Source organism: Rossellomorea sp. SC111, from assembly GCF_024733565.1.
Lineage (GTDB): Bacteria > Bacillota > Bacilli > Bacillales > Bacillaceae_B > Rossellomorea.
This window is the reverse complement of the sequence record NZ_JANIOC010000007.1, coordinates 14,337-41,004: the sequence shown is the minus strand read 5'-3', so window position 1 is coordinate 41,004 and position 26,668 is coordinate 14,337. Positions and strand designations below refer to the sequence as shown.

Sequence of the window (26,668 nt, the reverse complement as noted above, 5' to 3'; positions counted from 1 at the left end):
GATTACCTTTAAATAGAGTACATAAATGGAGAGGGTTTTCAATATGTATCGAATTCTATCAGCCTTCATAGTCGGGGTTATAGGCGGAGGGGTGTTCACGCTCCTGCATCTTCCCCTCTCCTGGCTGCTCGGTTCCATGGTTGCTGTCTTTCTCATCAACAAATGGACAAAGATTGAGCTGGCCTGGCCATCCTATCTCCGTGATCTTGGATTGATCATCGTCGGCTATGCCATCGGGCAGTCCTTCAGTCAGAAAACGATGATTGAAATCTTCACTCAGCTTCCTTCCATGCTGACGATGACGGTTGCGATTATTGCCTTCAGTATGGTTCTTGCTTACATCACGTCTAAAATGACAGGAATCGGTCTATCTTCGACCATTACAGGCAGTATACCCGGGGGGCTTTCGCAAATGGTGGCTCTCGGGGAGGAAATGAAGAATGTCGACTTGACCGTCGTGACGATCTTACAGGTGATCAGGCTGCTGTCAGTCATCTTTGTGGTACCCTTCCTTGTGTTCAGTCCCCTTTTAGCTGGAGGAAGAGCGGGTTCAGGTCCTGCCACGCGTCAGTTTGAGATTCCTTCATTTCACTGGGGCTTTGTCCTTTTTTTCATGATTGCCATTGCAGCGGGCTTTCTGGCAAGAAGAATTCATTTGCCAACCCCGACCTTACTTGGCCCGATCTTAGTGATCGGCGGCTTCATGGTGGCTGAATTACCGGTCCCGCATATGCCCGGACTCTTCATTATCCTGGCTCAATTATCACTGGGAATTTATTTTAGTTTCATGATGAATTTCTCGTCATCCAAATCGATGGGCAAATTTATCCTATGGTCGTTATTTACTTCCCTGTTCCTGCTTTTAGGTTGTGTGGGACTTAGCTTTATATTAAGCAGCTGGCATGATGTGTCTTTTTTGACTGCGTTCATCAGCATGGCTCCCGGGGGAATGGCAGAGATGGCACTGGTCGGACAAGCCGTCAACGCAGATCTTTCCATCATTACCGGATACCATTTATTCCGGATTTTATTCATTCTGTTCATCATCCCAGCGATTTTGAGAGGGCTTTTTAAACTCTCGATTTTCCAAAAAGGCAATCACGATTAGAAAAGCTTATTTTTAATGGATGAGAATAGGCTTTTCTTTTGCTTTGGCTTCGATTTTGCTTCCATCACTTTCTCACTTTTTTTCTGCACATAGATTTCCTCCTGATCAATGGCATGATCATAAGCGAGAACGAGTCCGATATCCGTTTCGATCTCCTTATTGGTAACCATGGAAAACGATACATGATACGTATCGGCAAGCTTGATGTATTTAGATAAAAAGGTGTAGCTCATGTTACCATTCAGTAAAAGTTTTGCATCAGGATGCTTTTTCAAATGATCCTGAACTTCCTTGTATATCCCCTTTTCCCTCACCTGACTTTGAGTTAGGGCAATGACGATCCTCTCTCTCAGGGTTCCCAGAAACTTCCTTCTTTCATCAGGCTTGGTTTGTTTTTGCCCATATATCCCATTTTCCAAGTAATCATCTATGGTTGGCTTACCCAAAAACACTGCACCTCCAAAACGTCTTATTACAGTTTCTCCTACACTATATGTTTACTTGTGTTCATTTGGTTCTGTCCCATTTTCTCTTATGGGAATGCTTTCAGGCAACTAAAAGGGTCCGCTCTGAAACATGAGCGGACCCTTTGCCATTTATATAAACAACGATTGTAAAATCGCCTTCTGAACATGCAATCGATTCCCCGCCTGTTGAAATACGGCGGAACATGGACCGTCGATGACGGCTGCAGTGACTTCTTCTTCCCGGTGTGCCGGAAGACAATGGAGGAATGTCACATTGGGAGAAGCATGACTCAACAGCTCTTCATTCACTTGATATCCTTTAAAGTCCTGGAGACGCTTGAACGCTTCCTCTTCCTGCCCCATACTGGCCCAAACGTCTGTGTAGACGACGTCAGCACCCTTCACCGCTTCAATCGGGTCATGCATCAGCGTAAAACCCCCTCCGCTTTTCACGGCAAGATCCAGCGTTTTCCCTATGATATCTTCCTTCGGTTCGTACCCTTCAGGACAACAAACGACGACCTCCATCCCAAGCATGGCACAGAGGATCATGAAGGAGTGGGCCACATTATTCCCGTCCCCGATGTATACTACCTTCGCCCCTTTTAACGTCCCCTTGGTTTCCTGGATCGTGAGGACATCGGCCAACGCCTGGCATGGATGATACGTATCACATAGACCGTTGATGACAGGGACACTGGCGTACTCTGCCAACTGTGTCACCTTCTCCGTCTCGAATGTGCGAATCATGATCCCGTCTACGTAAGATGACAGGACCCGTGCCGTATCCGCAATCGACTCTCCTCTCCCAAGCTGGATATCGCGGGAATTCAAATAGATGGCGTGACCTCCCAATTGGAGCATTCCCGCTTCAAATGACACCCGAGTTCTCGTGGATGACTTTTCAAAAATCATTCCAAGAGTCTTTCCTTCCAGGCTCTTTGAATAAGGGTTTTCCTTCAAGTACTGTGCCAATGATAAAAGCTCATGGACCTCTTCCGCCGTATAATCGAGCCACGTGACGAGGTCTCTTCCTTTTAACGACATTTTCTCCGGAGACGGTGCAATGGTTGAATGGTTCATACTCGGCTCACTCCCTGAATGGATTTTGAATGGACTAAAGGCTTCGGTCGGACATGTTCTGCGTTCTTACTTCGCATGAAGGCGTGCAGGGTTTCCGCTTCGGTTATCACGGTGACACCCGCTTCCAATGCAGCGATTCTTCTTTTCTTCATCCTGTCCGTTTCCTCATCATTGAAGTAGACACATGCATGCTCGGTTTCGACCCATTCACTGAAGGATGCTTCTTCAGCAGTTTGAAATTGCTTAACCGCTGTCTGCTCACAATCGACGTAGACGGTTCCTCCTGCTTCAACTCCCGCATGCAGCTCTTCAAATACTTTGTATAGAGCTTCTTCAACGGTCCCACCCAGACAAAGCCCTTCTCCCGTCGACTTCATATTCGCACCGAGGATCTGATCGATCTCCGGCAGGGCGTGGGATGAAAATACGGGATACTTCACCCCGACTCCCTTCACCTCGGCGGGTGGCTCAAAAGCATCAATGGTCAAACTCTCCCCGCATATCAGGTCTGTGGCCATATCGATCAACGGAAAACCAAGGACCTTACTGACTATCGGTACGGTGCGGCTGGCCCGGGGGTTGACTTCTAATACATACACTTTTCGACCCTGCACCAGGAATTGAATATTCATGATTCCTTTATACTGAAGTGAGGATACGATTTCACGGGCATATCCTTCAATCGTCTCCTTGATTTCCTCCGACAGGGATTCTGACGGGAAGATGGACATGCTGTCCCCTGAGTGGACACCCGCCCTTTCAATATGCTCCATCACACCGGGAACATAGGCGTCTTCCCCGTCTCCCACAAGATCGACCTCAGCTTCCCGTCCTTCTTTAAATTCATCTATTAAAATAGGGAAATATTCTTCATCTGCGGTTTGGATGAAGCGTTGCATTTCCTCCAGGCTCTTCACTTTCACCATCCCTTTGCCACCGATGACATAGGAAGGGCGGCATAGAAGTGGGAAGGCCAGATTTCCGGCAACATGCATCGCTTCTTCTTTACTGTGGCAGATGTCCCCTTTCACACGGGGGATCCCACACCCATCAAGCAGTTGATAAAAACGGTCCCGATCTTCAACCGTATCAATGATATCGGAGGACGTCCCGAGCAGTGTGATCCCCTCTTCTTCTAACATACCGGCAAGGTTCAATGCCGTTTGCCCTCCGAATTGAATCAGTACCTCATCAACCTTCTCATGCTTGATAATGGAGAGGACCGCTTCTTTTGTGATCGGTTCAAAGTATAATCTGTCCGCTGTTTCATAATCAGTACTCACGGTCTCAGGATTATTATTCACCATGATCGTGGTGTACCCGTGGTCTTTCAAGCGCTGGATCGCCTTGACCGCGCTGTAGTCGAATTCGACACCCTGACCGATCCGGATCGGTCCCGCCCCGATGATCAGGACTTTCTTCTCCCCGGGTAAAGGCAGAATTTCATTTACACCATGATAAGTTGAATAGGCGTAGTTCGTGATGGCTTCAAATTCCCCGGCGCACGTATCGACCATTTTGAATACCGGGACGATTCCTTCTTTCATTCTTAAATCGGTGATCGACGCTTCAACCATTCCCGTTAGTCCGGCAATGGCTTTGTCCTCAAACCTGAACTCCTTCGCTTCTTTCAATAGCTTTGCACTGAGCGCATTGTTCTGGAGCTTTTTTTCCATGAAAAACAGGTTATTCATAACCGACAGGAACAGCTTATCGACCCCTGTCTTGTCATGAAGAGAATCGATCGAATCGCCCCGTCTCAATAATTCCATGAGTTCAAAAAACCTGGAATCAGTCGGCGTACTAATCTTTTTCTCCAAGTCTCCCAGCGATAGCTCAGACATTCCACCGTATATACTCTCAATGGAAAGGTCCAGGGATTGAAGCGCCTTTTGAAATGCAGCCTCTAATGAGCGCTCGATCGCCATCACTTCTCCCGTTGCTTTCATTTTCGTGCCAAGGACCCGGTTCGCTTCAGGGAATTTATCAAACGGCCATCTCGGGAATTTCACCACCACGTAATCAAGGGCAGGCTCAAAGCTTGCATAGGTGGTCCTTGTTAACGGATTGATGATTTCATCCAATGTGTAGCCGACCGCAATCTTCACCGCGACTTTGGCGATGGGATAACCCGTTGCCTTGGATGCCAGGGCAGATGACCTGCTCACACGCGGGTTCACTTCAATGACATAGTACTGGTTGCTGTTAGGGTCTAAAGCAAATTGTATATTGCATCCTCCCACCACTTCTAATGCGCTGACGATATCAAAGGCGGCCGTACGGAGCATATGAAACTCCCGATCAGTCAACGTCTGGGACGGGGCAACGACGATGGAGTCCCCTGTATGGACCCCTACCGGATCGAAATTCTCCATATTGCAGACCGATATACAATTTCCTTTCGAATCTCTCATCACTTCATACTCGATTTCTTTGAAACCGGCAATGCTTTTTTCCACAAGGACTTGATGAATCGGACTTGCTTTCAAGCCTGATAGAACGAGTTTCTTATATTCTTCTTTAGTAGAAGCAATCCCGCCGCCTCTCCCTCCTAATGTATAAGCAGGGCGGACAATGATCGGAAGGGCAATCTTTTCAGAAAAAAGCAATGCTGCTTCCAGGTCATGGACGATGCTGCTTTCGGCCGTCGGGTGACCCAATGTCTCCATTAAAGAACGGAACTTTTCCCTATCCTCACCCTTTTGGATCGAATCGACGGACGTACCGAGCAGTTTCACACCATACTTCTCAAGCACCCCTTTCTCATCCAGTCCGACGGCGAGATTCAAGGCGGTCTGTCCGCCTAGACTGGCGACCAGCCCATGGGGACATTCTTTTTCGATGATGGCGGTCAGGGTCTTCGCAGTCAGCGGTTCACAATACACTCTGTCGGCATAAGCGGTATCCGTCATGATCGTGGCAGGATTGTGATTCACAAGGACCACTTCATAACCCTCTTCTTTCAGGGCAAGACACCCTTGCGTGCCGGAATAATCAAATTCAGCCGCCTGCCCGATGATGATCGGTCCCGATCCAATGATCAGGATTTTTTGAATAGTGGAATCTTTAGGCATACATTTTCTCTCTCCCCGGTTGTTTAATCGATTGATAGAATTGCTGGAATATCCACGAAGCGTCTTCAGGTCCAGGACGTGCTTCGGGATGAAATTGAACGGAAAGGATCGGCTTACTATTATGCTGAAGGCCTTCAACGGAACCATCATTGACGTTCATAAATCGTGGTTCTAGCCCTGTGCCGATTAAACTGGCTTGATTCACGACATAGTTATGGTTTTGCGATGTGATGAACACCTCACCCGTCTCGTTGTCCATGACCGGGTGATTCGCCCCTCTGTGTCCGAATAATAATCGATTCGTTTCCCCTCCCAGTGCCAGGGCGATCAATTGGTGACCCAGGCAGATGCCAAGTGTCGGCATTTGCAGGATTTTCTCTTTCAGCTGTGGCAAGAAGGACATCATTTCCTTCGGGTCCCCAGGGCCGTTCGATAATACCAGTCCATCGATATTCATCTGATCCAGCTGGGCCAGTTGGTGATACGGAATGACGGTCACGAGGCAGTCCATTTCCAACAGACAGGATACAATCGATTTCTTCACACCGAAATCAATGACCGCTATATGCTTGCTGCCGTTTCCCAACTGACAAATCCCTGAAGCAGCGACTTTTTCGATTTGACCGGTGAGTGCTTCTTTCTCAGGCAACACGTCTGTATACGAAATGCATGCATTTTGACTACCTTCATGACGGATCTCCTTCACAACCTGTCTCGTGTCCACCCCGGTCATGAAAGGAATCTTCCATTTCTGAAGATAGTCCTTAAGGGACGAAGCGGCTTGATAATGGGAAAACAAATCAGCTGACCCGAGCATAATGACCCCTTTCACCTGGGGCTGCCCGCTTTCAAAATCGTCTTCGTTTACACCGTATTGACCGATGAGGGGGTAGGTGAAAACGACGATTTGATCTTTATAAGAAGGATCCGTCAGCACTTCCTGATACCCTGTCATGCCGGTGAAAAATACGATCTCACCCTGAACGGGATCCTCCTCATCCATCATGACTTCCCCTTTAAAGATGCTGCCGTTTTCCAAACATAAGTAACCTGTCATGAGATGACCTCCTACTTTGAATAAATAATTATATTTAAGTATTTTTATACATTTAACGTTAAAAAAATTTAATAGACTTCAATTGATTGATGTTCCTTGATTGTACGGATTAAAATTTGAAGAGCCTGATCGAGTTCTGCTTGGGTGACGGTCAATGGTGGTAATAACCGGATTACGTTTGCTCCTGCCGGAAGGGTCAATAATCCATTATGACGGAGCTCGGCAATGATATCACTCACTTCCTTATTGAAGGAGATACCGATCATAAAACCGATCCCTTTTATTTCTTGGACCATGTGATATTCCTGGAGCTGAAGGGTCAGTTGTTTGGTGAAATCCTCCGATTTATGTTGAACATCTTTCAGGAATCCCTCTTCGAAAATGGTTTCCATGGTTGCCTTCGCTGCGGCCATCGCTAACGGATTCCCCCCGAACGTCGATCCGTGTGTGCCAGGTGAAAAGGATGGGATGAGTTCTTTCTTCCCCATCATGGCCCCCACCGGAAATCCGCTCCCGAGTCCTTTTGCAGCGGTGACGATATCCGGATCCAGGGAATAGTGCTGGTAAGCAAACGGCAGACCCGTCCGTCCCGCCCCTGTCTGGACTTCATCGATGATGAGTAACGCATCCAGTTCGCGGCATTTGGCTTCAACCGCCTGCAAAAAGGAAAGTGTTCCCGGGTTGACTCCCCCTTCCCCCTGGATCACTTCAAGCATGATGGCCGCTACATCCTCACCCTCCACTTCTGAAAGGGTCTCCTCATCGTTATATGGAAGGTATTCAAAGGTCGGCAGCAGCGGACCAAATCCGCTATGGATCTTTTCCTGCCCTGTCGCACTCATCGTTGCGAACGTACGGCCGTGAAAGGATTGATCAAAGGTCAGGATCTTCGTTTTCCCTGTGTGTTTCTTCGCAAGCTTTATCGCCGCTTCATTCGCTTCCGCTCCGCTATTGCAAAAGAAGACGGCATCAAGGCCGCTTGCAGAAGCAAGGATTGTGGCTGCCTCTTCCTGTTTGGTAATCATGAACAGGTTCGAAACATGCCAAAGGGTATCCATTTGTCTCTCCACTGCTTCTTTTACAACAGAAGGGGAATGCCCTAAGTTACAGACGGCGATTCCTGAAATGAAATCCAAATAGGATGTACCATTATGATCCTGTACCTCCGTACCTTTCCCCGAAACCAATTCAATGTCTAACCGTTTATACGTTGGGAATACATGACTCATATCGCCTTAACCTCTTTTCCTTCTGTAATTCGCGTACCGATCATTTCACCATCCTGGATGATGGAGTCCCGGCATCCGACAATCATCACTTCGTTAATATGTTTGTTCAAAACGGAAATGGCCGCCTGCACCTTGGGGATCATTCCACCGTAGATTACGCCGGCTTCTATATAATGCTGAATGACTCCGATTGTTACACGTGAAACAAGTTCACCGTCCTTCAAGATTCCAGGTACATCGGTGACAAACACCAGTTTTTCTGCCTTCAGTGCCTTGGCGACGGCTGCAGCAGCAAGGTCTGCATTCACGTTTACCCGTTCTCCCTCGCCTGTCGTTGCAAGGGGGGCGATCACCGGCAAGTAATTTAGAGATAGTAGATTATGAAGAAGCGTGAGATTGACCTCTTCAATTTTGCCGACAAACCCAAGAGTCTCTTTATCTATGAAACTCGCCTTGAGTAAATGAGCATCGTACCCGCTTATCCCGATGGCTTTTACCTCTTCACGGTTGAGTTGATGGACCAATAGGCTGTTCACCTTGCCCTTTAGCATCTGTTCAGCAATATCGAAAACATCTTTCGTAGTCTTTCTCTGACCGTCAATAAACGTGGACTGGATTCCAAGATCCTTGAGTGTTGCCGTAATTTCAGGACCGCCGCCGTGAACAAGGACCACATGGTAGTGATGCTGAAGATCTTTCATACTTTTATAAAACTGGGCTGATAACTTAGAAAGAATACTCCCACCAAGCTTCACTACAATGACAGGCTTATGTTCGGTAACTTGCATTGATTTTGACGTAATCATACGTAAGGTCGCACCCCCAGGCTTTTCCGAATCCTTTTCCACTCTGCAGTGATACTGAGATGCTCACATGTTCAGCTTTCATATACCCGCTGACTTCTTGTTCGTTGAACGGTTGAGGAGTCCCATTTGAAAAAACGAGGGTGTCCCCGATGTGTATATCACATTGATGAGGGCTGATGTCGACCCCACTGTGCCCCATTGCCCCGACGATTCTTCCCCAGTTCGGATCTCCACCGAAAAGGGCCGTCTTCACCAGATTGGAACCGACGATTTTTTTTGCCAATACATTGGCCTCCTGCTTGGATCGGGCTCCCGTCACATTCACTTCCACCAGTTTCGTTGCGCCTTCTCCATCCCTTGCGATTTGTTTCGCGAGATCTTCACATAAAAGCGTCAAACCTTTTTGAAAGTGAGGCCAGTCAGGATGATCCTCGTGAAGGGCTTCATGTCCCACCATGCCATTTGCCAGACTGATGACCATATCGTTGGTTGATGTTTCCCCGTCCACGGTAATTTGATTAAAGGATTGATCGATGGCTCTTCTAAGGGCAGTCTGCAGTACGTCCGATGAAATTGTGGCGTCGGTTGTAATAAAGCCGAGCATCGTCGCCATATTGGGATGAATCATCCCCGAGCCTTTCGCACAGCCTCCGATGGTTACGGTTTTCCCGTCGATCATAACCTGATAGCACGACGATTTCTCGATTGTATCCGTCGTGAGGATGGCCTGTTGGAAAGACTGGGCACTTTCCGGGCCCGCATCGACTTGGATTTCACTGCAGCCCTTTTTCATCTTATCCATTGGAAGCCATTCCCCGATGACACCTGTGGATGCAACAGCGACGTACTCTTCGGGAATCTGGAACCGTTCTGCGGTCCATTCCCTCGTTTGATACGCATCCCTCAACCCCTGTTCACCTGTACACGCATTAGCAATGGCACTATTTACGACGATTGCTTGTAGTTTATGAGATTGTGAGATGCTTTCCTGCGTGACTTTGAGGGGAGCCGCTTGAAAATGACTTTGGGTATAAACCGCTCCGCATTGTGCAGGTTTCTCACTGTAAATGATTCCGAAATCTTTCTTTGCATATCGAAGGCCGGTGTGGAGCCCCCCTGCCTTGTATCCAAGAGGTGACAGAATCGTTCCTCCCTTGATAGGTTTCACTGTTTCTTCCTTTACCAGTTTCATTGATTCTCCCCCTCTTATGGATAGATTGGATAGTGATGAAGACCGGTCACTTCGTCCAGCCCCAGCATCACGTTCATATTTTGCACCGCCTGACCCGCCGCTCCCTTTACCAAATTATCGATCACGGACACAATCGTCACCCGGTTCGTCCGTGGATCTGCTTTGATGGATAGGTCGCAGTAATTCGTGCCGAATACTTCCTTTGTGCTCGGGAACTGCCCGATCGGACGAATCCTGACGAATGGATGCTTTTCATAAAAGCTTTGATAGCGGGTATGTAACTGCTCAGTGGTGCAGATGTCCTTTAAGTCGGCGTACATCGTCACCATGATCCCCCTGGTCATGGGAATGAGATGAGTTGTGAGTGTGATCGGGCCCGCTTCACTGTTCCACTCCTTCAATTGCTGTTCAATTTCTGGGGTGTGCTGGTGCTGATGGACTTTATAGATTCGTAGATTTTCCTGGGTCTCGGAGAAGTGACTGGATTGAGTCGCTTTCCTTCCTGCCCCGGATAAACCGGTTTTGGCATCGATGATCAAGGAGTGGGGGTCTATTAGATCCTGTTGATAAAGCGGAGCCAGCCCCAGCAGGGTCGCCGTCGGGAAGCAGCCGGGGTTGGCAATCAGGTCCGCTTCCCGGATGGTGCATCGATTGATCTCAGTCAGTCCATAGACGGCTTTCTCGAGAATATCCTGCGGAGCAGATTCCCCTTTATACCATTCTTCATATTCACCCGGATCCTTTAAGCGCAGGTCGCCTGAAAGATCGATCACTTTCGCCTTTTTTCCGATGAGCTTCTGAGCAAGCTCCTTTGAAACTCCGGAAGGCACTGCCAGGAATACAAAATCAAGCTGTTGCATCTCTTCGATCATGATCGGCTTCACACTTTCATGGGAAAGACCCGATAAGTGCGGATACTGTTCCGCATATGAACTCCCTTCCAGAGAAGATGAATATAAAATACACTCATTCACATTCGGATGATTCGACAACAGACGATACAACTCCACACCACCATACCCAGTACTACCAACAATACCAACATCCAATACCTCTCACTCCAAACAATAAATTTAAATTAGGTCTAATTATATGAGTGTATATTAATAAAATCAATAGTATATTTATAAATTTTTCTATAAAGTTACTTTATTCACATATTCACTTCCATAGTACTAGAAACACATAAAGGTCCGTCCCTCAAAAACGTGTGAGGGACGGACCTTTATGAATAGGTTACTACTTTCTTAGAATTGAGCGGCCTCGGTGGACCCTTTCAGAGCGGTTGTGGAGGATGTTCCACCTGAAATCACCATGGAGACTTCGTCGAAATAGCCTGTTCCGACTTCACGCTGATGTCTTGTAGCGGAATATCCATGCTTTTCGCTTGCAAATTCTGCTTCTTGAAGTTGTGAATAGGCAGCCATACCGCGATTTTTGTAGCCCCTCGCAAGCTCGAACATACTGTGGTTCAGTGCGTGGAAGCCCGCAAGTGTGACGAACTGGAATTTATAGCCCATCTTACCGAGCTCCACCTGGAATTTGGCGATTGTTTCATCGTCCAATTTCTTTTTCCAATTAAAGGACGGGGAACAGTTATAAGCCAGTAATTTTCCTGGATGTTCAGCATGGATCGCTTCTGCAAACCGGCGAGCCTCTTCAAGACTCGGCTCTGACGTTTCACACCAAACAAGATCTGCATAAGGTGCATACGCAAGACCTCTCGCAATCGCCTGATCGAGGCCGGCATTTGTACGGAAAAACCCTTCAGGAGTTCGGTCGCCGGTAATAAACTGTGCATCATACGGATCGACATCGCTCGTGATCAAGTCCGCGGCATTGGCGTCTGTACGGGCAACGATCAAAGTCGGTACGCCCATTACGTCCGCAGCAAGACGGGCGGAAATAAGATTTTTTACAGAAGTTTGAGTAGGAAGAAGCACCTTCCCACCAAGATGACCGCATTTTTTCTCCGAAGAAAGCTGGTCTTCAAAGTGGACCGCAGACGCTCCTGCTTCAATCATCCCTTTCATTAATTCGAATACATTCAACTGTCCACCGAAACCCGCTTCAGCATCAGCAACAATCGGCACGAACCAATCAATCGATTCATCCCCTTCTACATAATGGACCTGATCGGCGCGCTGAAGGGCCTGGTTGATCCTTTTTACGACAGATGGGACTGAGTTTGCCGGGTACAGACTTTGATCGGGATACATATGTCCTGAAAGGTTAGCATCCGCTGCAACCTGCCACCCGCTTAGATAAATGGCTTTGAGTCCGGCTCTTACCTGTTGGACCGCCTGGTTGCCTGTCAAAGCGCCAAGAGCATTGATATAATCTTCTTCATGAAGAAGATTCCACAATTTCTCGGAACCATGGCGGGCAAGAGTGTGTTCGATATCAATCGAGCCCCTTAGTCGAATAACATCTTCTGCTGAGTAAGGACGGGTGATCCCTTTCCATCGTTGATCCATTTCCCAATTTTCCTGCAGTGCCGTTACACGTTCGTTATTTGCTTTTACCATATTAAATCTCTCCCTTATTTGTTTTATACATACCGGTGTATGTTTGATGTATGGGTCTTACGTCATTGGATGAGGTCCGTCCCTCATCAAGGTGAAGCGGTAATTGAATAAAGTGATTATGCCTGGTTTACCAGCGTTTGACCTGTGGCCGTCCCTTAAAGGATTCGGTAGCCAGGTATGGTGAGGAAGTCTGTGAACTGGTCGTTCCGGATGAGCTGATCGAACAGGTCCACGGCTTCAGAGAATCGGCGTTCCTTGTATCGATCTTCTCCCAGTTGGCTTTTGAGTTTTGTCAGTTCTTCCTGCTTCAGCTGTTCGTAGAGTTCCATAGTGATATGCCTGCCATCATCGAGGATCCCTTTCGGGTGACGGATCCATTGCCACAACTGGGCACGCGAGATTTCTGCCGTAGCTACATCTTCCATCAGATGATGGATCGGTGCCGCCCCTTGGCCGCTCAGCCAGGATGAAATGTATTGAATGCCTACATTAATGTTCAGGCGGACACCCTCTTCGGTTATCGCCCCTTGAGGAACTTCGAGAAGATCCTGTTCAGATACTTCCAGTTCCAGTAATGTTTTCTCTTCGATCTGGTTCGTTTTTTTCATTTCCCTGTTGAATACGTCCATGGCAACCGGTACCAGACCAGGATGCGCGACCCACGTCCCATCATGACCATCCCTTGCTTCCCGTTCTTTATCTGTTTTCACTTTATTGAACGCTTCTTCGTTCTTGACAGGATCGTTCTTGACAGGGATTTGCGCCGCCATACCGCCTATTGCAGGTGCCCCCCTTCTGTGACAGGTCTTGATCGTAAGCAGGGAATATGCTCTCATGAATGGTGCCGTCATCGTGACCGATGAACGATCTGGGAGGATCACATTTTCCTGTTCCCGAAGCTTTTTGATATAGCTGAAGATATAATCCCACCTTCCACAATTCAACCCTGCTGAGTGTTCCTTTAACTCATAAAGGATTTCATCCATTTCAAATGCGGCTGTGATTGTTTCGATCAGAACCGTCGCTTTGATCGTCCCTTGGGGAATTCCCACATAATCCTGGGCAAATACAAATACATCGTTCCAGAATCGTGCTTCTTCGTGGCTTTCTAATTTAGGTAAGTAAAAATAAGGGCCTCTATTCATTGAAGTTAAGTGAGTCGCATTATGGAAGAAGAATAAGCCAAAGTCGACAAGGCTTCCTGATAGTGATTTTCCATCCAGTTCGATGTGTTTCTCTTCCAGGTGAAGTCCTCTGGGCCTTACGATCAGAACCGCGTGTTCTTCGTTCAATTCATAACGCTTCCCGTTTGTCTCGAAGTCTATCGTGCGATGTACAGCATCTCGGAGGTTGATTTGTCCTTCTATGAGGTTCGTCCATGTTGGTGAGGTGGCATCTTCAAAACATGCCATGAAACATTTCGCTCCTGAATTCAGAGCATTGATAACCATCTTGCGATCAACGGGGCCTGTGATCTCCACCCTTCGATCCTGCAGTGCTTTCGGAATCGGAGCAACCTTCCACTCACTTTGGCGGATCGATTCTGTTTCCTTTAAAAAGTGTGGAAGCTCTCCTTCATTGATCCGCTCCTGCTTCTTCTCTCTGTTGTGTAACAGCTCCTTGCGTTTCTCTCCGAACCTGCGCTCAAGTTGTTCTAAAAACTGCAGTGCCCCCGGGGATAACATTTCATCAAAGCCCGGTTTCAGTTCCCCGGTTACCTTGATACCAACCATTTGAGTCGACATAGAACGTATTCACTCCTTAAGCGTATTAAACAAATCTTATTGTTATAATACAGATTAATTAACATGTTTGTATTGTATAACAGATAGATTGAATTTGGAACACCTTTTTCTGAAATTTCATTCGACATTTTTCGCAATGGTGTTGATAACACAAGAAAGGTCCGTCCCTCATCGCATTAAAGCGGTGAGGGACGGACCTTCAGTAACCATGACAATCTCACTATTTATAGTTTGTTTTCCAAGTCTTTCATTCTCCTTTCCATTTTTTTATTCTGTTCATAGACTAGCGCTGCAAATGTCAGGGACGTTCCAGCCACTATAAGAGCGATAAAACTCATCATCTCCGCTACCTCCTTATTCTTCAAGTTTGTAAATAAAAGTCTTTCCTTCTGGTCCACTTGATCGATTTACTAATCTTTTACGTATGAATCGATCTGATAGTTTCATTTTTTTGGAAATTCAGAAGGTACATCCCTCAAAAAAAGAACTAACCCTTTTCTGGATTAGTTCTCTCTCTTCTTATTCGTAAATGTGTAAATAGGGTTCTTTACTGCCCGGCTTCTTCACGATGAGGGCTTCGGGTCCGTAGGAAGAGGAGACGAGGAGTTCTACGTCCCAGCTTTCCGGGGTCTGTTTGCCGATCATGTTGGTGAGATGCTGGGCGAATCCAATGGTTTCAGCTTTCCCTTGGAAGGATAGGGCCACCTCGAATTCCATTTTGGACAGCTTCTGATCTTGATAGAGCGCTTGTCCCGTCAGTCCTGTGTAGACAGGAAAATACTTTTCAATGTCAGTTTTCAGTTCATTAAAGACTTTGTAATCGTTCGGGTGGTTCTCCTGGGCTTCCGGGGAAGGAAATAAATAATAATCCTCATTGATCCCTTTCCAGTCCTGAATGCCGTTTTGGTCCGATTCCACCGTAGTGTAGGCAAAGAAGTGACCAGGGACGACCTGATCTTTCGGAGCCTGCTTATAAAGAGAGATCATAATCGGCACATCTTGGAGTTCTTTTTTCTGACGAAGTCGGTTGAGGACTTCACCCGCGATTTTCGCTCCCTGTTGTTTCAGCTCCTCATTACTGATGTTGTTTACGGTTCTCGTCCCATTCGACATATTGGTCTTGTATTGAACAGAGTTCAAGGAGAGGGCGATGGCCACTCCTCCAAGGCGTACCTTGTTGTCCTCTTTCTTCATCAAGTAATTATGTTCAACGACATGAGCAAGATAAATGGGGGCATTTTCCCCTTTTGCCTGCACGGGATTAAGCCCGACATTTTCAGACTCCTGCAAACCCTTTTCCTTCAGCTGTTCACTTGTATATTTTCTTTGCAGCCAGCTATCAACCATTTTCTTGGTCAGAAATTGACCTTCTTTAAAGAAATATTCATCCGTTGAAAACCGATTTTGAGCAACCCTTAATAAGCCCGTTTCGATTTCATTGATATCGTATCTTGATCCCAGATCATTTACGACTACGCCCCGGGTATTACTCGTTTCATACGGAAGCATCGTCTTGTAATATTCTTTCGAAATTTGGAAGCTTGGTATGATGGCCTTCTTGGCTTCGCTATCCTGATTTTCCTGAACGACCTGATCCTGTTTCTCAAATGTCGGAGCACAGCCTCCTAATAACAATAGCGCGGAGAGAGCGACCGAAATCCCTTTTTTCATTCCTCGTTACACCTCTTATCGGTTAAGTTCTTCCATCAGCTTGTCCTCATCCCAGACTTCTATATTTAACTCGTTTGCTTTCGCTAGCTTCGATCCCGCTTCTTCCCCAGCGATGACGAGATCGGTTTTCTTACTGACACTTCCGGTTACTTTCCCGCCGAGCATCTCGATCTTTTCTTTCGCTTCATTTCGGCTCAGACGTTCGATTTTTCCAGTAAGGACTACGGTCTTGCCTGCTAAGTACGAGTCGACGTCACTCGCAGCTACAGGCTTCGGACCTTTGTATTCAAGGTTCACGCCGGCATCTTTCAGCTCTTGAATGAGTTCCTTTACTTCATCATTTTCGAAGTAAGCGACAATGGCATCGGCCATTTTATCCCCGATTTCATTCACATTCGTCAGCTCTTCTTTACCCACGTCCATCAGCCTGTCCATTGTGCCGAATTCCTGAGCCAATGTCTTCGCCGCTTTGGATCCGACATGGCGGATCCCAAGGCCGAATAACAGCTTCTCTAAGGAATTCCCCTTCGACGTTTGAATGGCTTCCAATAAATTATCAACGGATTTCTCGCCCATCCGTTCCAGCTGAAGAAGTTGATCCCGCTCCAGTCTGTATAAATCGGCTACGTCTTCAATCAATTTTTCCCTGAACAGCTGACTGATCACTTTTTCACCCAGTCCATCGATGTTCATGGCATTGCGGGATACAAAGTGAATGAGCCCTTCACGGATTTGTGCAGGACATTTCGGATTGATGCAGCGGAGGGCCACCTCCCCTTCAAGTCGCACAAGTTCACTTTCACATTCCGGACAATGGGTCGGCATCAGGAATTCCTGTTCTTCACCGGTTCTCTTGTCTTCGAGTACATTGACCACTTCGGGAATGATGTCCCCCGCTTTTTTAATGACGACGTGGTCACCGATTTTGATATCTTTCTCTCTGATCAGATCTTCATTATGGAGCGAGGCACGCTGGACGGTCGTTCCGGCTACACGGACCGGCTCCAGGATTGCCGTTGGCGTGACGACGCCTGTACGTCCTACACTTAGTTCAATCTCCTTCAGCACCGTGACGACTTCTTCGGCAGGAAACTTGAACGCAATGGCCCATCTGGGGCTTTTCGCTGTCGTTCCAAGTTCCTGCTGCTGATCAAGGGAGTCGACTTTAATGACGATCCCGTCAATGTCATAGGATAGATTCGGACGTTCATCTGTCCACTTCCCGACAAATTCAAGGACTTCTTCAATGGTCGCACACCGTTTGCGTTCAGGGTTTGTTTTAAACCCCAGTTTATCAAGGGTATCCAATCCCTCGCTATGTGAGTCGATTCCTGTATCCCCGATATCTGCCAGGGCATATAGGAAAATGTCCAGATTCCGGGATGCCGCGATTTTCGGATCAAGCTGGCGGAGTGAACCTGCCGCCGCGTTCCGTGGATTGGCAAAGGGTTCTTCCCCTTTTTCTTCTTTGATCTTATTCAGTGCTTCGAAGGATCCTTTCGGCATGAATGCCTCCCCTCGGACTTCGAAGGACATGTTCTCTGAGATTTTTAACGGGATGGAACGAATGGTCTTCAGATTCGATGTGATGTCCTCACCTATGGATCCATCCCCACGTGTAGCCCCTTGGACGAACGCCCCGTCTTCATATCGGAGAGAAACGGCCAATCCATCGATCTTCAGCTCGCAAACGTAGGAGAAGTCCTCCCCGACCGCCTGGCGTACCCGGCGGTCAAAGTCACGAAGATCTTCTTCATTAAAGGCATTTCCAAGGCTCAGCATCGGCGTTCTGTGTTCGACTTTTTCGAAAGAATCAAGAATGGTCCCCCCTACACGCTGAGAAGGGGAATCCGCTGATTTCAATTCAGGAAATTGGTCCTCGAGTTCAATGAGTTCCCTGAGGAGTTGATCATACTCTGAATCCGGGACAGATGGTTTGTCGAGGACATGATATTCATAATTATATTGATTCAATCGTTCGTGAAGTTCATTAATACGCTTTTCGGCTGATTGTCGATCCATTTCCACAACCCTTTCTTGCTTATATTCGGTTATAGCCGGAAGGGAATCCCTTCCGACCTATTATGCTTTTTCAATTGGAGCAAATTTGGCCAGGAGACGCTTGATTCCCATCGGACTCGGGAAAGCAATATCGAGTTCGACACTGTCTCCTGATCCCTTCACACTGACAACCGTTCCTGTCCCCCACTTCTTATGCTGAGCCTTATCGCCAACCTGCCACGCAACGGATTCTCCACCCGTCGTGGTTTGGACCGGACGTGCAACGGGCTTTCGAGGAGCAGGTCGGGAAGGTGATTTCGCCGCTGATTTTCCGAAAGGAGTGAAGGCAGTTTTCTTCTCCGCCATCACATCATCCAATAAGTCTGCAGGAATTTCATTGATGAAACGGGAAACCGGGTTCATCTTCGTCTGTCCGAAGAGCGTCCTCATCTGGGCATTGGTAAGGAAGAGCTGTTCTTCCGCACGGGTGATCCCCACGTATGCCAAACGACGTTCTTCTTCCATTTCATCCTCTTCCATAAGGGAACGGCTGTGAGGGAAGACTCCTTCTTCCATCCCCATTAGGAATACGACAGGAAATTCAAGCCCCTTAGCTGCGTGAAGGGTCATCAGGATCACAGAATCTTTCGGCTGATCGTCCTCATCAAGCTTATCGATGTCGGCGACTAATGCAAGGTCCGTTAAAAATGCCACGAGGCTCTTATCATCGTTGGATTGTTCAAAGCTTTTCGTTACAGACAGGAACTCGTCCAAGTTTTCGAGTCTTGATTGAGACTCAATGGATTTTTCCGCTTTCAGCATATCGGTGTAGCCTGATTTTTCAAGAATCTCTTCTACGAGTTCGGTTACAGACAGATACTCCTGCATACTTGTGTAGCCTTTCACCATTTCCATGAATTCAATCACGGCTTTGGTTATCTTGGGGCTGAGTCCGATGAAATCGGCTTCTGCGAGAGCCCTGAACATGGAAATATCATGATCCTGTGCATAACGGGCAATTTTATCGATCGACGTAGCCCCTACTCCCCTTTTCGGTACGTTAATGACACGCTGAAGGCTGATATCATCATCCGGATTCGAAATGAGCCTGAGGTACGCTAAGATATCCTTGATCTCCTTACGATCGTAGAACTTGATGCCGCCGACGATGGAGTATTCGATATTTGATTTTAAAAGTACTTCCTCCATCACACGGGACTGTGCGTTCGTACGGTACAGGATGGCAAAATCAGAATACTTCCTCTTGCCGGTTTCCATCATTTCTTTGATTTTCCCTGTGACGAATTGAGCTTCTGTCTGCTCGGTATCCGCCCTGAAGTAGGAGATCTTTTCACCGTCATGATTTTCTGTCCAGAGATTCTTCGGTTTACGATTTGAATTCTTCTGGATGACTTCATTCGCCGCCTGGAGGATCCGTTTCGTTGAACGATAGTTCTGTTCCAGGAAAATGACGGTCGCCCTCGGATAATCCTTTTCAAAAGAAAGGATATTGGCAATGTCCGCGCCGCGCCAGCGATAAATCGACTGGTCCGAATCCCCAACGACACACAGGTTTTGAAAACGGGAGGCGAGCAGTTTCACGAGCATGTACTGCGCCCTGTTCGTATCCTGATACTCATCCACGTGGATGTATTGGAATTTCCGCTGATAATATTCCAATACTTCCGGTACGCGCTGGAATAATTGGATCGTCGTCATGATCAAATCATCAAAATCAAGAGCCTGATTCTTTCGTAAACGCTTCTGATATTCTGTATACACATCAGAGACCACTTGATCATAGTAACCGCCTATTTGCTTCGATAACTCTTCAGGAGTCGTCAGCTCATTTTTTGCAGAACTGATCGATCCCAAAAGCGAACGGGGATCAAATTTCTTCGGATCGATATTTTTTTCTTTTAAAATCGCTTTGATCACCGACTGCTGATCGGTAGAGTCAAGGATCGTAAAATTACGGTTCATCCCGATTCGATCAATATCACGTCTCAGGATTCGCACACACATACTGTGAAAGGTCGAGATCCATATATTCTCAGAGGCTCCGCCCAGGATGTTTTCAATTCGATCCCTCATCTCTCTCGACGCTTTATTGGTAAAAGTAATCGCTAAGATATTGTAAGGGTTGACGCCTTTTTCCACCATCAGATACGCAATCCGATGCGTCAATACCCTTGTCTTCCCTGAGCCTGCCCCTGCCATGATCAGTAACGGCCCTTCCGTCGCCTTCACAGCTTCTGCCTGCTCGGGATTCATTCCATTCAACAATCGGTCAGTCAAAAATTGCATAGTCTCACACCACCATAACGAACATACGTTCTGTATTTGTATTTCTATTATATATTAATCAGGGAAGGACCTCCAGTTCGATCCTTATCCTTTCACTGCTTTTACCGTCTTTAAAGCTTCTTTAAGATTGTCATATACAGCATTTCCAACGACGACAACATCCGATACAGCAGCCATTTCCTTCGCCTGCTCCCGGGTTTCAATTCCCCCGCCGTAGAATAATATCGTGTTTTCCAGTGAATCCTTTACCTCTTTTACCGTTTCAACATCTCCATATGTACCACTGTACTCCAGATAAAAGATCGGCAGGTTGAACATTCTTTCTGCCATCATGGCATACGCTGCAGCGTCTTCACTTGAAATGTCTGTGTTCGCTTCCGTTACCTTCGCCGCCTTGCAGTCACGGTTCAATATACAATATCCTTCTACAAGGATTTCGTCCCAATTCATGATTTCTCCATATTCCTTCACAGCCTGGTGATGCAAACCCGTCACCCAATTCATATTCTGACTGTTCATCACCATCGGAATGAAATACAAATCGAAGCCAGGAGTAATCGACTCCAAATTTGATACCTCCAGAATACAAGGAACCGTATATCGTCTCACACGTGCCATCAAATCAAGAACCTTTTCAAGGGTTACACCGTCCGTTCCCCCTACGATGATCGCGTCTGTTCCTGATTCACATACCGCTTCTAAATCTTCATCATCTATTGTCTTATTCGGATCTAGTTTAAACACATGGCTCCACTCTTGGACATCATACATGCTCTGTTCCTCCATTCATACATCCATCTAACGTATTATATCATTTGTAGAAGCGAGTCGCATTACCTTCAAAAGCGGAGGCGGCTCGCCCAGAGGCGACAAGCATAAGATGAACCTTGCGGAAAGGCGTTCTTTGCCTTTTTGGCAGGTTTAGCTTATGACCTCGAGCCTCTAGCCGCCGGAGCTGGATGACTCAAAAGCGGAGGCGGCTCGCCCAGCCCCGACAAGCATAAGACGAACTGGCCGGAAAGGCGCTTTTTGCCTTTTTGGCCAGTTTGACTTATGACCTCGAGGGGCTTGCCGCCGGAGCTGGATGACGCTCAGTCAAAAACAAAGACCGCTCGTCATAGACAGCGGCCCTTCTCTTATTTTTCTTCCTCATGTACACGATCCAACACCAATTGATAAGCATCATTACCGTAATTCAAGCAGCGCTTCACGCGGGAAATCGTTGCCGTACTTGCACCCGTTTCGGTTTCAATCTTGTGATACGTCTTCCCGTCCTGAAGCATACGTGCGACTTCAAGGCGCTGGGCAAGAGATTGAATTTCGTTGATTGTACACAGATCATCAAAGAAACGATAACATTCTTCTAGGTTTTGCAGGGAAAGAACAGCGTTGAATAACTGATCCAGCTCCTTGCCTCTTAGTTTATTTATTTGCATTAAAAAGACTCCTTTTTCCTTCTATTCTTGATAGGATACTGAACCCGTCAACCCTGGAGAACTTGGAATGACGTTGATCCACGTCGATCCCTTTCCCAGGCTTACAGGTTTATTCTTTTCATATGGAAGGATTCGGCCATTCACATTCTTCCATTGAAGCTTCCTGAGCTTTCCTTCCTGTATCAAGTAAGCATTTCCACCCGACTTGAGGTCAATATCCCGTCTTCCTTTGTCATCGACAATTTTATGTGGAGCTTCTACGATGAAAAGATTTTCGATCAGGACGGGATCTTTCGACTCATAGTCGATGGTCTGCTCTCCATTTGAAAAGCGTTCGTATCGGCCTTCTTTTTTGTTAAAATCATACACGGCATTAAACAGGGGATTATGATTGTATGAAATCATCACGGAATTGGCAGCTTCCCCGTTAATTGCCCCGTTATCAGTGAACTTCAGCGACTCAGGCGGCCGCCCCATATCAAAGCCGTTCTTTTCCGCTCCATCTTTGATATGTTCATATGTGATGTAGGAATTATGAGGGGCTTTCCGGAAGCTTGCACGCTTAAATAGCGTCCCGTCATATTGGATTCCGTTAAGATCATCGATAAAACCATTGGTCAGCATTTCTTTCGCCTCAGGACTGTATCCGTGAGCAACATACAAGCTGTCATATCCTTTTGCAAGCTCTATATAATAATCTCTCGCACTTCGGACCGGGCCGATTTCTTTCGGCATCCTGCTTTGAAAAATGGCTAAGAAACGGGTGATATCCCCCTCGGCTAATACTTCATACACAATATCCGCTTCCGACAGTCCGGATTGAGGTCGGGCCTTCGGATGGTTATTCACCATCACGGCGATCGCCCGGTTCATGGATTCTTCCTTTTCAGCCATCCCTGTCAAAGGGTACTGATTCATTTCTTCGGTTTCTACGCCTGTCTCTTCTTTCACCACTGGAGTAGCGGCTTCTTTATCAGATTCTTTCTTTATCTCTTTATCTGAACTACATGCGACAAGTGCAAACGAGCTTAATGCAATAATAAAAGCTCTTTTCAGCATGTTTATGATACCCCTATTTACTTTACTATTTTAACGCATTATTGTTGGAAAGAGTACCGTTTTCTTCATTACATCATAGATTCCCTTTTGTGTCATCCTTATATAGGGCAGATGAGTGGACTGAAGGAACAGCAATGTATAAATCGGATCTGTGAAGCGGTAGCCCCTCTCTTTCAACAAGCCTTTAAGTGTTCTTTCTTCCTCTATCAGTTCGGGCATTTCCTTCACTGACAGAAGTCCGCTTAATGGCAGGGGAATCTCGTGCAGGATTTCACCGTTCTCCGCAAGAACGATCCCGCCTCCGATTTCTTTCATCCTGTTGAAGGCTGCAATCATGTCAGACTTGCTTTTTCCAATCAGGATAATATCCCCTGTATTGGAGTAAGACGACGCAAATCCCATCACACCTTTAGAAAATCCTTTGATCATGGTGCTGATCCTCCACTTGCCATTCCGGTCCAACAACATGAGGAACGATTGGTCATGACCCGAGTCAAGCAATTCCTCTGATGGATTGATGGAAATGGAGTAAGGCTTGGTGATGACATCGTTCACCATTTCGATCCCGAACGGCATGGAGAATTGTAGATCGTCATATCCCACTTCCCAATCAAGGGATAACGGGGTGAATCCATTGGGTCCCCAATTGATTTCGGTCAGGTCTTCCATCTCTTCGCCGTCTTTACGGACCCATGTGCCTTTGGAAAGCACAGAAACGGGAGTCGGATCATCCTTTGCAGAAAGAAAGTTGATATTAGCGACTCTGCCTGTAGCGATCATCCCGTGCAGGTGAGTGATATTGTAATAATTGGCAACATTGTAACTCGCCATATTATAGGCTTCGATTGGCGGTATGCCTTTGTCGATGGACATGTTGATCATGAAATCCAGGACACCTTGTTCATAGAATCCCGGCGTCGATCCATCTGTGGTAAAAAGAAGGGAATCGTATGAATCGATGCCTTTTTCTTTCAGCCCGTCTAAGAGAGCCGGTAAATCCGGTCGGATCGATGAATGACGCAGTGTAACCGTCAATCCTTGAATCAGGCGCTTGTATACATCCTCACCCGTCATGGCCTCATGATCACCATCAATTCCTAATAAGCGAAGCTTGGCGATCGTCTTGTCAGAAGCCCCCGGAAGATGCCCTTCCACGATTTTCCCAATCCGTTTGGTTTCCTGCATCCAGTGAAGGATCAGGTCATCTCCTTCGAGGAGCCGCGGCCATGCGGTCAGTTCCCCGCCCTGCAGCACCGAATCATGTTCGAGCCACGATTTCACTTCCCCATTTGAGAACGTAACCTCTTCATCCACCATCTCGGTTTGAGAGTCAAAACGCGTCCACCAGTACATCGTCACCGGCATTTTGCTGAATTCCTTCAATAAAGTAAACGCTTTCTTTTTTTCCAATTGTAAAAACATCATCAGGTTATCATTTATGAATGTTGTTGTACCGGTTTGGGATGCATACTTGGAAAAAGATTGGGGATTATAAAGCTGAAACGGGTGTACATGCGGTTCGATATATCCGGGAACGAGGTACTGTGAGTGACAATCCATTACTTCGCATTGCTCGAGGTTTTCCGGGAGTTGATCACCAGTATAGACAATCCTGTCTCCGTAAACCCAAATATGTCCCTGCACCCATTTCTTTAACGTCGAGTGAAGGTATGTTGCATTCTTTAAAAGAAGACTGGGAGACAATTCTCCGTTCAGTACTTGTACATGTTCTCTCAGGTGTTTGTTTTTCCATCTGTAGCGCTGTTCCAATGTGAACACTCCTCTAGTGGAATGGTATTAGTTTAAGTTTCAATTTATGTTAACATATTTTACTATTTAACGCATTAAAGGTTTACAACAATTATGTGAATTTTCGATTAAGGAGGAATTTACAAATGAAAGTATCATCAAACATCGGGATCATCAATGCCCTGATTCGCATCACAGTTGGATTTACCATTTTGGCCTGGAGTACATCAAAGCTTGCAAGACGTCCATGGAGGGACTCTTATCTTGTCATGGCAGTAATCGGCGCCATGAAAGTCGGAGAAGGAATCCTGCGTTATTGCCCTGTCACTGCACTGTTTGAAAAAGGCGGAGATGGGGAAGGCAAAAGCGGCGGCTTCGGAGGATTTAAAACAAAAGATATGATGAACTTTAAAGACATGCTGAAATCTGATAAAAAGGATCACACAGACAACGGGCACCAGCACCAACAAACTCACGAACACAACCAAGACCCGCTGAAAAACACCAAAAAAGAATCCAACTTCAACCCAGAAGAACTCACCAACCAGGAAGTCCAGGAAGCTCTGAATGGTTCTAAAGGGACGGACCTTCATTCTTAGGGGTCTTTAAAGAAACTTCGTCCTGTGAAATCCCGTAACAGCGGGGGTTCTGTTGATCGCATCCCTCGAAAATGGCAGGCTTGCCGAGGTCCGTCCCTCTCAATAGGACATCCCTCGGCAAGCCTGCATCCATATTTAATTAAAGGAGTTGTTTGTGATGTTTTGGGAATATTTAACCGATATGTCGTATGTGCTGTTTTCGTTGATCGGCGGCATCGTCGCCATTGCATATGTGTATGTTCGAAAATCTAGGAAGAGACGTGTTCGATAGCTCTCCGACCGATATCTCTTCTGTAGAACAAGCCTTTGCACTCTGCTTTGGATAATTCTTTATAAACGGCGGTTTGCGCTTTTTCTACAGTGGGAGCAGAGGAAGCGATCAGTAACACTCTTCCGCCATTTGAAACAAGGGTATTATGGTCATTGAATTCGGTGCCTGCATGATAAACCAGGGTCTTATCATCCATCGACTTTTCAAGATCAGGCAGTGGGATCCCTTTCTCATAGTCACCAGGATAACCTTCTGCTGCCAGCACCACCCCAAGGACCGCCTCATCTGACCATTCCAAATCGACAGGCTTGCCTTCGATGATGTTTTTCACGACAAGACCAAAATCAGAAGCCAAACGCGGCAGTACTACCTGCGTTTCCGGATCTCCAAATCGCGCGTTGAACTCGATCACTTTCGGGCCCTCACTTGTCAGCATCAGCCCGGCATATAAAATTCCGGTAAAGGAACGATCCTCTTTCACCATCGCTTGAGCAGTCGGGTGAAGGACAGTGGAAATCGCTTCCTTCACAACCTCTTCCGAAATATGAGGCACCGGGGAATATGCACCCATACCGCCTGTATTCGGACCTTGATCACCATCATAGGCACGTTTATGATCCTGTGCGATCACCATGGGATATACCGACTCACCACTTACAAAAGCCATGAGTGAAAATTCTTCTCCAAACAGGCATTCTTCCACCACCACTTTCGAGGAGGCTACCCCGAACTTTTCATCCAGAAGCATTTCCTCCAATGCACTGATGGCCTCTTCCTCTGTTTTCGCAACGACAACACCCTTACCTGCCGCCAGTCCATCTGCCTTTACCACAATCGGCGCACCGACTTCCTTCACATATTCGATCGCTTTCTCCACGCTTGTGAACACTTTATACGCTGCCGTTGGGATATTGTATTTTTTCATTAATTCTTTCGAGAACGATTTGCTTCCTTCGATGATCGCTGCTTCTTTCGTCGGTCCGAATATGTTCAGACCTTCTTTCTGGAAGCGGTTGACGATTCCATCAAGTAGTGGATTCTCTGGGCCAACAAACGTATACGCTATACCCTCTTTCTTGGCAAAATCAATCAGTTCACTCACGTCGGATTCACTGTACGGGAGATTCGTTGCGACGCTTTCAATCCCCGCATTACCGGGTGCACAGAACACTTCAGTTACACTTTCACTTTCCGCTAACTTCTTGCATATGGCATGCTCGCGGCCGCCACGTCCGATCACTAGTACTTTCATCTTGAAAAAGCCCCCTTTTTTAAGAAAACCCCTC

General features: G+C 46.8%; 22 protein-coding genes. 3 read left to right on the top strand and 19 right to left on the bottom strand.

Annotated features, from left to right (window positions below; all coding sequences use genetic code 11):
* Window positions 1-43: 43 nt before the first annotated feature.
* Window positions 44-1,108 carry an AbrB family transcriptional regulator gene (locus tag NQ095_RS10505; protein ID WP_258263424.1) on the top strand — a complete coding sequence of 355 codons (1,065 nt, stop codon included), beginning with the start codon at window positions 44-46 and terminating at the stop codon, window positions 1,106-1,108.
* Here the strand turns inward: NQ095_RS10505 and NQ095_RS10500 are convergent.
* From NQ095_RS10500 to NQ095_RS10420, 17 genes are all read right to left on the bottom strand, one after another.
* Window positions 1,105-1,554, bottom strand: a complete 450-nt coding sequence (locus NQ095_RS10500) for a YueI family protein (RefSeq protein WP_258263423.1) — start codon at window positions 1,552-1,554, stop codon at window positions 1,105-1,107. The two genes, NQ095_RS10505 and NQ095_RS10500, sit on opposite strands and share 4 nt — an antisense overlap.
* 150 nt (window positions 1,555-1,704) lie before the next feature.
* The gene (gene argF / locus NQ095_RS10495; protein ID WP_258263422.1) at window positions 1,705-2,658 is read right to left on the bottom strand and encodes an ornithine carbamoyltransferase; all 954 of its coding nucleotides are present in this window, start codon (window positions 2,656-2,658) and stop codon (window positions 1,705-1,707) included.
* Window positions 2,655-5,732, bottom strand: a complete 3,078-nt coding sequence (locus NQ095_RS10490; RefSeq protein ID WP_258263421.1) for a carbamoyl-phosphate synthase (glutamine-hydrolyzing) large subunit — start codon at window positions 5,730-5,732, stop codon at window positions 2,655-2,657. The genes argF and NQ095_RS10490 overlap by 4 nt, the downstream gene beginning before the upstream one ends.
* Window positions 5,725-6,789, bottom strand: a complete 1,065-nt coding sequence (locus NQ095_RS10485; RefSeq protein WP_258263420.1) for a carbamoyl phosphate synthase small subunit — start codon at window positions 6,787-6,789, stop codon at window positions 5,725-5,727. Before NQ095_RS10485 ends, NQ095_RS10490 begins: the two co-directional genes overlap by 8 nt.
* A gap of 68 nt (window positions 6,790-6,857) precedes the next feature.
* A complete protein-coding gene (locus tag NQ095_RS10480; protein ID WP_258263419.1) occupies window positions 6,858-8,018 on the bottom strand; it encodes an acetylornithine transaminase in 1,161 nt (386 codons plus the stop codon).
* Window positions 8,015-8,806, bottom strand: coding sequence for an acetylglutamate kinase (argB, locus tag NQ095_RS10475; protein WP_258263418.1), 792 nt, complete (start codon window positions 8,804-8,806; stop codon window positions 8,015-8,017). The genes NQ095_RS10480 and argB overlap by 4 nt, the downstream gene beginning before the upstream one ends.
* Window positions 8,787-10,016, bottom strand: a complete 1,230-nt coding sequence (argJ, locus tag NQ095_RS10470) for a bifunctional ornithine acetyltransferase/N-acetylglutamate synthase (protein WP_309137633.1) — start codon at window positions 10,014-10,016, stop codon at window positions 8,787-8,789. The genes argB and argJ overlap by 20 nt, the downstream gene beginning before the upstream one ends.
* 14 nt (window positions 10,017-10,030) lie before the next feature.
* The gene (gene argC, locus NQ095_RS10465) at window positions 10,031-11,065 is read right to left on the bottom strand and encodes an N-acetyl-gamma-glutamyl-phosphate reductase (RefSeq protein WP_258263417.1); all 1,035 of its coding nucleotides are present in this window, start codon (window positions 11,063-11,065) and stop codon (window positions 10,031-10,033) included.
* A 198-nt stretch (window positions 11,066-11,263) separates the two neighbouring features.
* Entirely contained in the window at window positions 11,264-12,544 is a 1,281-nt protein-coding gene (gene aceA, locus NQ095_RS10460) for an isocitrate lyase (protein ID WP_258263416.1), read from the bottom strand.
* A gap of 155 nt (window positions 12,545-12,699) precedes the next feature.
* Window positions 12,700-14,289: a malate synthase A gene (gene aceB / locus NQ095_RS10455; protein ID WP_258263415.1), complete on the bottom strand. Its 1,590-nt coding sequence runs from the start codon at window positions 14,287-14,289 to the stop codon at window positions 12,700-12,702.
* A gap of 519 nt (window positions 14,290-14,808) precedes the next feature.
* Window positions 14,809-15,960 (bottom strand): CamS family sex pheromone protein, encoded by a 1,152-nt coding sequence (locus NQ095_RS10450; protein WP_258263413.1) that lies wholly within the window; start codon window positions 15,958-15,960, stop codon window positions 14,809-14,811.
* A gap of 15 nt (window positions 15,961-15,975) precedes the next feature.
* Window positions 15,976-17,982, bottom strand: a complete 2,007-nt coding sequence (gene ligA / locus NQ095_RS10445; RefSeq protein ID WP_258263412.1) for an NAD-dependent DNA ligase LigA — start codon at window positions 17,980-17,982, stop codon at window positions 15,976-15,978.
* Between the two features lie 60 nt (window positions 17,983-18,042).
* Window positions 18,043-20,268: a DNA helicase PcrA gene (gene pcrA / locus NQ095_RS10440; protein ID WP_258263411.1), complete on the bottom strand. Its 2,226-nt coding sequence runs from the start codon at window positions 20,266-20,268 to the stop codon at window positions 18,043-18,045.
* 84 nt (window positions 20,269-20,352) lie between these two features.
* Window positions 20,353-21,039, bottom strand: a complete 687-nt coding sequence (gene pcrB / locus NQ095_RS10435; RefSeq protein ID WP_258263410.1) for a heptaprenylglyceryl phosphate synthase — start codon at window positions 21,037-21,039, stop codon at window positions 20,353-20,355.
* Between the two features lie 365 nt (window positions 21,040-21,404).
* Window positions 21,405-21,704, bottom strand: a complete 300-nt coding sequence (locus tag NQ095_RS10430) for a YerC/YecD family TrpR-related protein (protein ID WP_060671598.1) — start codon at window positions 21,702-21,704, stop codon at window positions 21,405-21,407.
* A gap of 21 nt (window positions 21,705-21,725) precedes the next feature.
* Entirely contained in the window at window positions 21,726-22,763 is a 1,038-nt protein-coding gene (locus NQ095_RS10425; RefSeq protein WP_258263409.1) for a DUF3048 domain-containing protein, read from the bottom strand.
* Window positions 22,764-22,793: 30 nt separating this feature from the next.
* Complete coding sequence (locus tag NQ095_RS10420; RefSeq protein WP_258263408.1) at window positions 22,794-24,533, bottom strand: adenine deaminase C-terminal domain-containing protein; 1,740 nt, start codon at window positions 24,531-24,533, stop codon at window positions 22,794-22,796.
* A 125-nt stretch (window positions 24,534-24,658) separates the two neighbouring features.
* Between NQ095_RS10420 and NQ095_RS22580 the strand changes: the two genes are divergently transcribed.
* The gene (locus tag NQ095_RS22580) at window positions 24,659-25,111 is read left to right on the top strand and encodes a YgaP family membrane protein (protein WP_375162833.1); all 453 of its coding nucleotides are present in this window, start codon (window positions 24,659-24,661) and stop codon (window positions 25,109-25,111) included.
* Here the strand turns inward: NQ095_RS22580 and NQ095_RS10410 are convergent.
* Window positions 25,086-25,244 (bottom strand): hypothetical protein, encoded by a 159-nt coding sequence (locus NQ095_RS10410; RefSeq protein ID WP_258263407.1) that lies wholly within the window; start codon window positions 25,242-25,244, stop codon window positions 25,086-25,088. The two genes, NQ095_RS22580 and NQ095_RS10410, sit on opposite strands and share 26 nt — an antisense overlap.
* 24 nt (window positions 25,245-25,268) lie before the next feature.
* Here NQ095_RS10410 and NQ095_RS22575 point away from each other — a divergent pair, with 24 nt between their 5' ends.
* Window positions 25,269-25,382: an EYxxD motif small membrane protein gene (locus NQ095_RS22575; protein WP_324295670.1), complete on the top strand. Its 114-nt coding sequence runs from the start codon at window positions 25,269-25,271 to the stop codon at window positions 25,380-25,382.
* Here the strand turns inward: NQ095_RS22575 and purD are convergent.
* Window positions 25,360-26,634, bottom strand: a complete 1,275-nt coding sequence (gene purD / locus NQ095_RS10405) for a phosphoribosylamine--glycine ligase (protein ID WP_258263406.1) — start codon at window positions 26,632-26,634, stop codon at window positions 25,360-25,362. The genes NQ095_RS22575 and purD overlap by 23 nt on opposite strands.
* Between the last annotated feature and the right edge of the window lie 34 nt (window positions 26,635-26,668).

What these genes read in the sequence shown, in the direction of transcription:
- NQ095_RS10505 (WP_258263424.1), top strand. Translation starts at nt 44, where the DNA reads ATGTATCGAATTCTATCAGCCTTCATAGTCGGGGTTATAGGCGGAGGG.
- argF (WP_258263422.1), bottom strand. Translation starts at nt 2,658, where the DNA reads ATGAACCATTCAACCATTGCACCGTCTCCGGAGAAAATGTCGTTAAAA.
- NQ095_RS10490 (WP_258263421.1), bottom strand. Translation starts at nt 5,732, where the DNA reads ATGCCTAAAGATTCCACTATTCAAAAAATCCTGATCATTGGATCGGGA.
- NQ095_RS10485 (WP_258263420.1), bottom strand. Translation starts at nt 6,789, where the DNA reads ATGACAGGTTACTTATGTTTGGAAAACGGCAGCATCTTTAAAGGGGAA.
- NQ095_RS10480 (WP_258263419.1), bottom strand. Translation starts at nt 8,018, where the DNA reads ATGAGTCATGTATTCCCAACGTATAAACGGTTAGACATTGAATTGGTT.
- argB (WP_258263418.1), bottom strand. Translation starts at nt 8,806, where the DNA reads ATGCAAGTTACCGAACATAAGCCTGTCATTGTAGTGAAGCTTGGTGGG.
- argJ (WP_309137633.1), bottom strand. Translation starts at nt 10,016, where the DNA reads ATGAAACTGGTAAAGGAAGAAACAGTGAAACCTATCAAGGGAGGAACG.
- aceA (WP_258263416.1), bottom strand. Translation starts at nt 12,544, where the DNA reads ATGGTAAAAGCAAATAACGAACGTGTAACGGCACTGCAGGAAAATTGG.
- aceB (WP_258263415.1), bottom strand. Translation starts at nt 14,289, where the DNA reads ATGTCGACTCAAATGGTTGGTATCAAGGTAACCGGGGAACTGAAACCG.
- NQ095_RS10450 (WP_258263413.1), bottom strand. Translation starts at nt 15,960, where the DNA reads ATGAAAAAAGGGATTTCGGTCGCTCTCTCCGCGCTATTGTTATTAGGA.
- ligA (WP_258263412.1), bottom strand. Translation starts at nt 17,982, where the DNA reads ATGGATCGACAATCAGCCGAAAAGCGTATTAATGAACTTCACGAACGA.
- pcrA (WP_258263411.1), bottom strand. Translation starts at nt 20,268, where the DNA reads ATGCAATTTTTGACTGACCGATTGTTGAATGGAATGAATCCCGAGCAG.
- pcrB (WP_258263410.1), bottom strand. Translation starts at nt 21,039, where the DNA reads ATGTATGATGTCCAAGAGTGGAGCCATGTGTTTAAACTAGATCCGAAT.
- NQ095_RS10430 (WP_060671598.1), bottom strand. Translation starts at nt 21,704, where the DNA reads ATGCAAATAAATAAACTAAGAGGCAAGGAGCTGGATCAGTTATTCAAC.
- NQ095_RS10425 (WP_258263409.1), bottom strand. Translation starts at nt 22,763, where the DNA reads ATGCTGAAAAGAGCTTTTATTATTGCATTAAGCTCGTTTGCACTTGTC.
- NQ095_RS22580 (WP_375162833.1), top strand. Translation starts at nt 24,659, where the DNA reads ATGAAAGTATCATCAAACATCGGGATCATCAATGCCCTGATTCGCATC.
- NQ095_RS10410 (WP_258263407.1), bottom strand. Translation starts at nt 25,244, where the DNA reads ATGGATGCAGGCTTGCCGAGGGATGTCCTATTGAGAGGGACGGACCTC.
- NQ095_RS22575 (WP_324295670.1), top strand. Translation starts at nt 25,269, where the DNA reads ATGTTTTGGGAATATTTAACCGATATGTCGTATGTGCTGTTTTCGTTG.
- purD (WP_258263406.1), bottom strand. Translation starts at nt 26,634, where the DNA reads ATGAAAGTACTAGTGATCGGACGTGGCGGCCGCGAGCATGCCATATGC.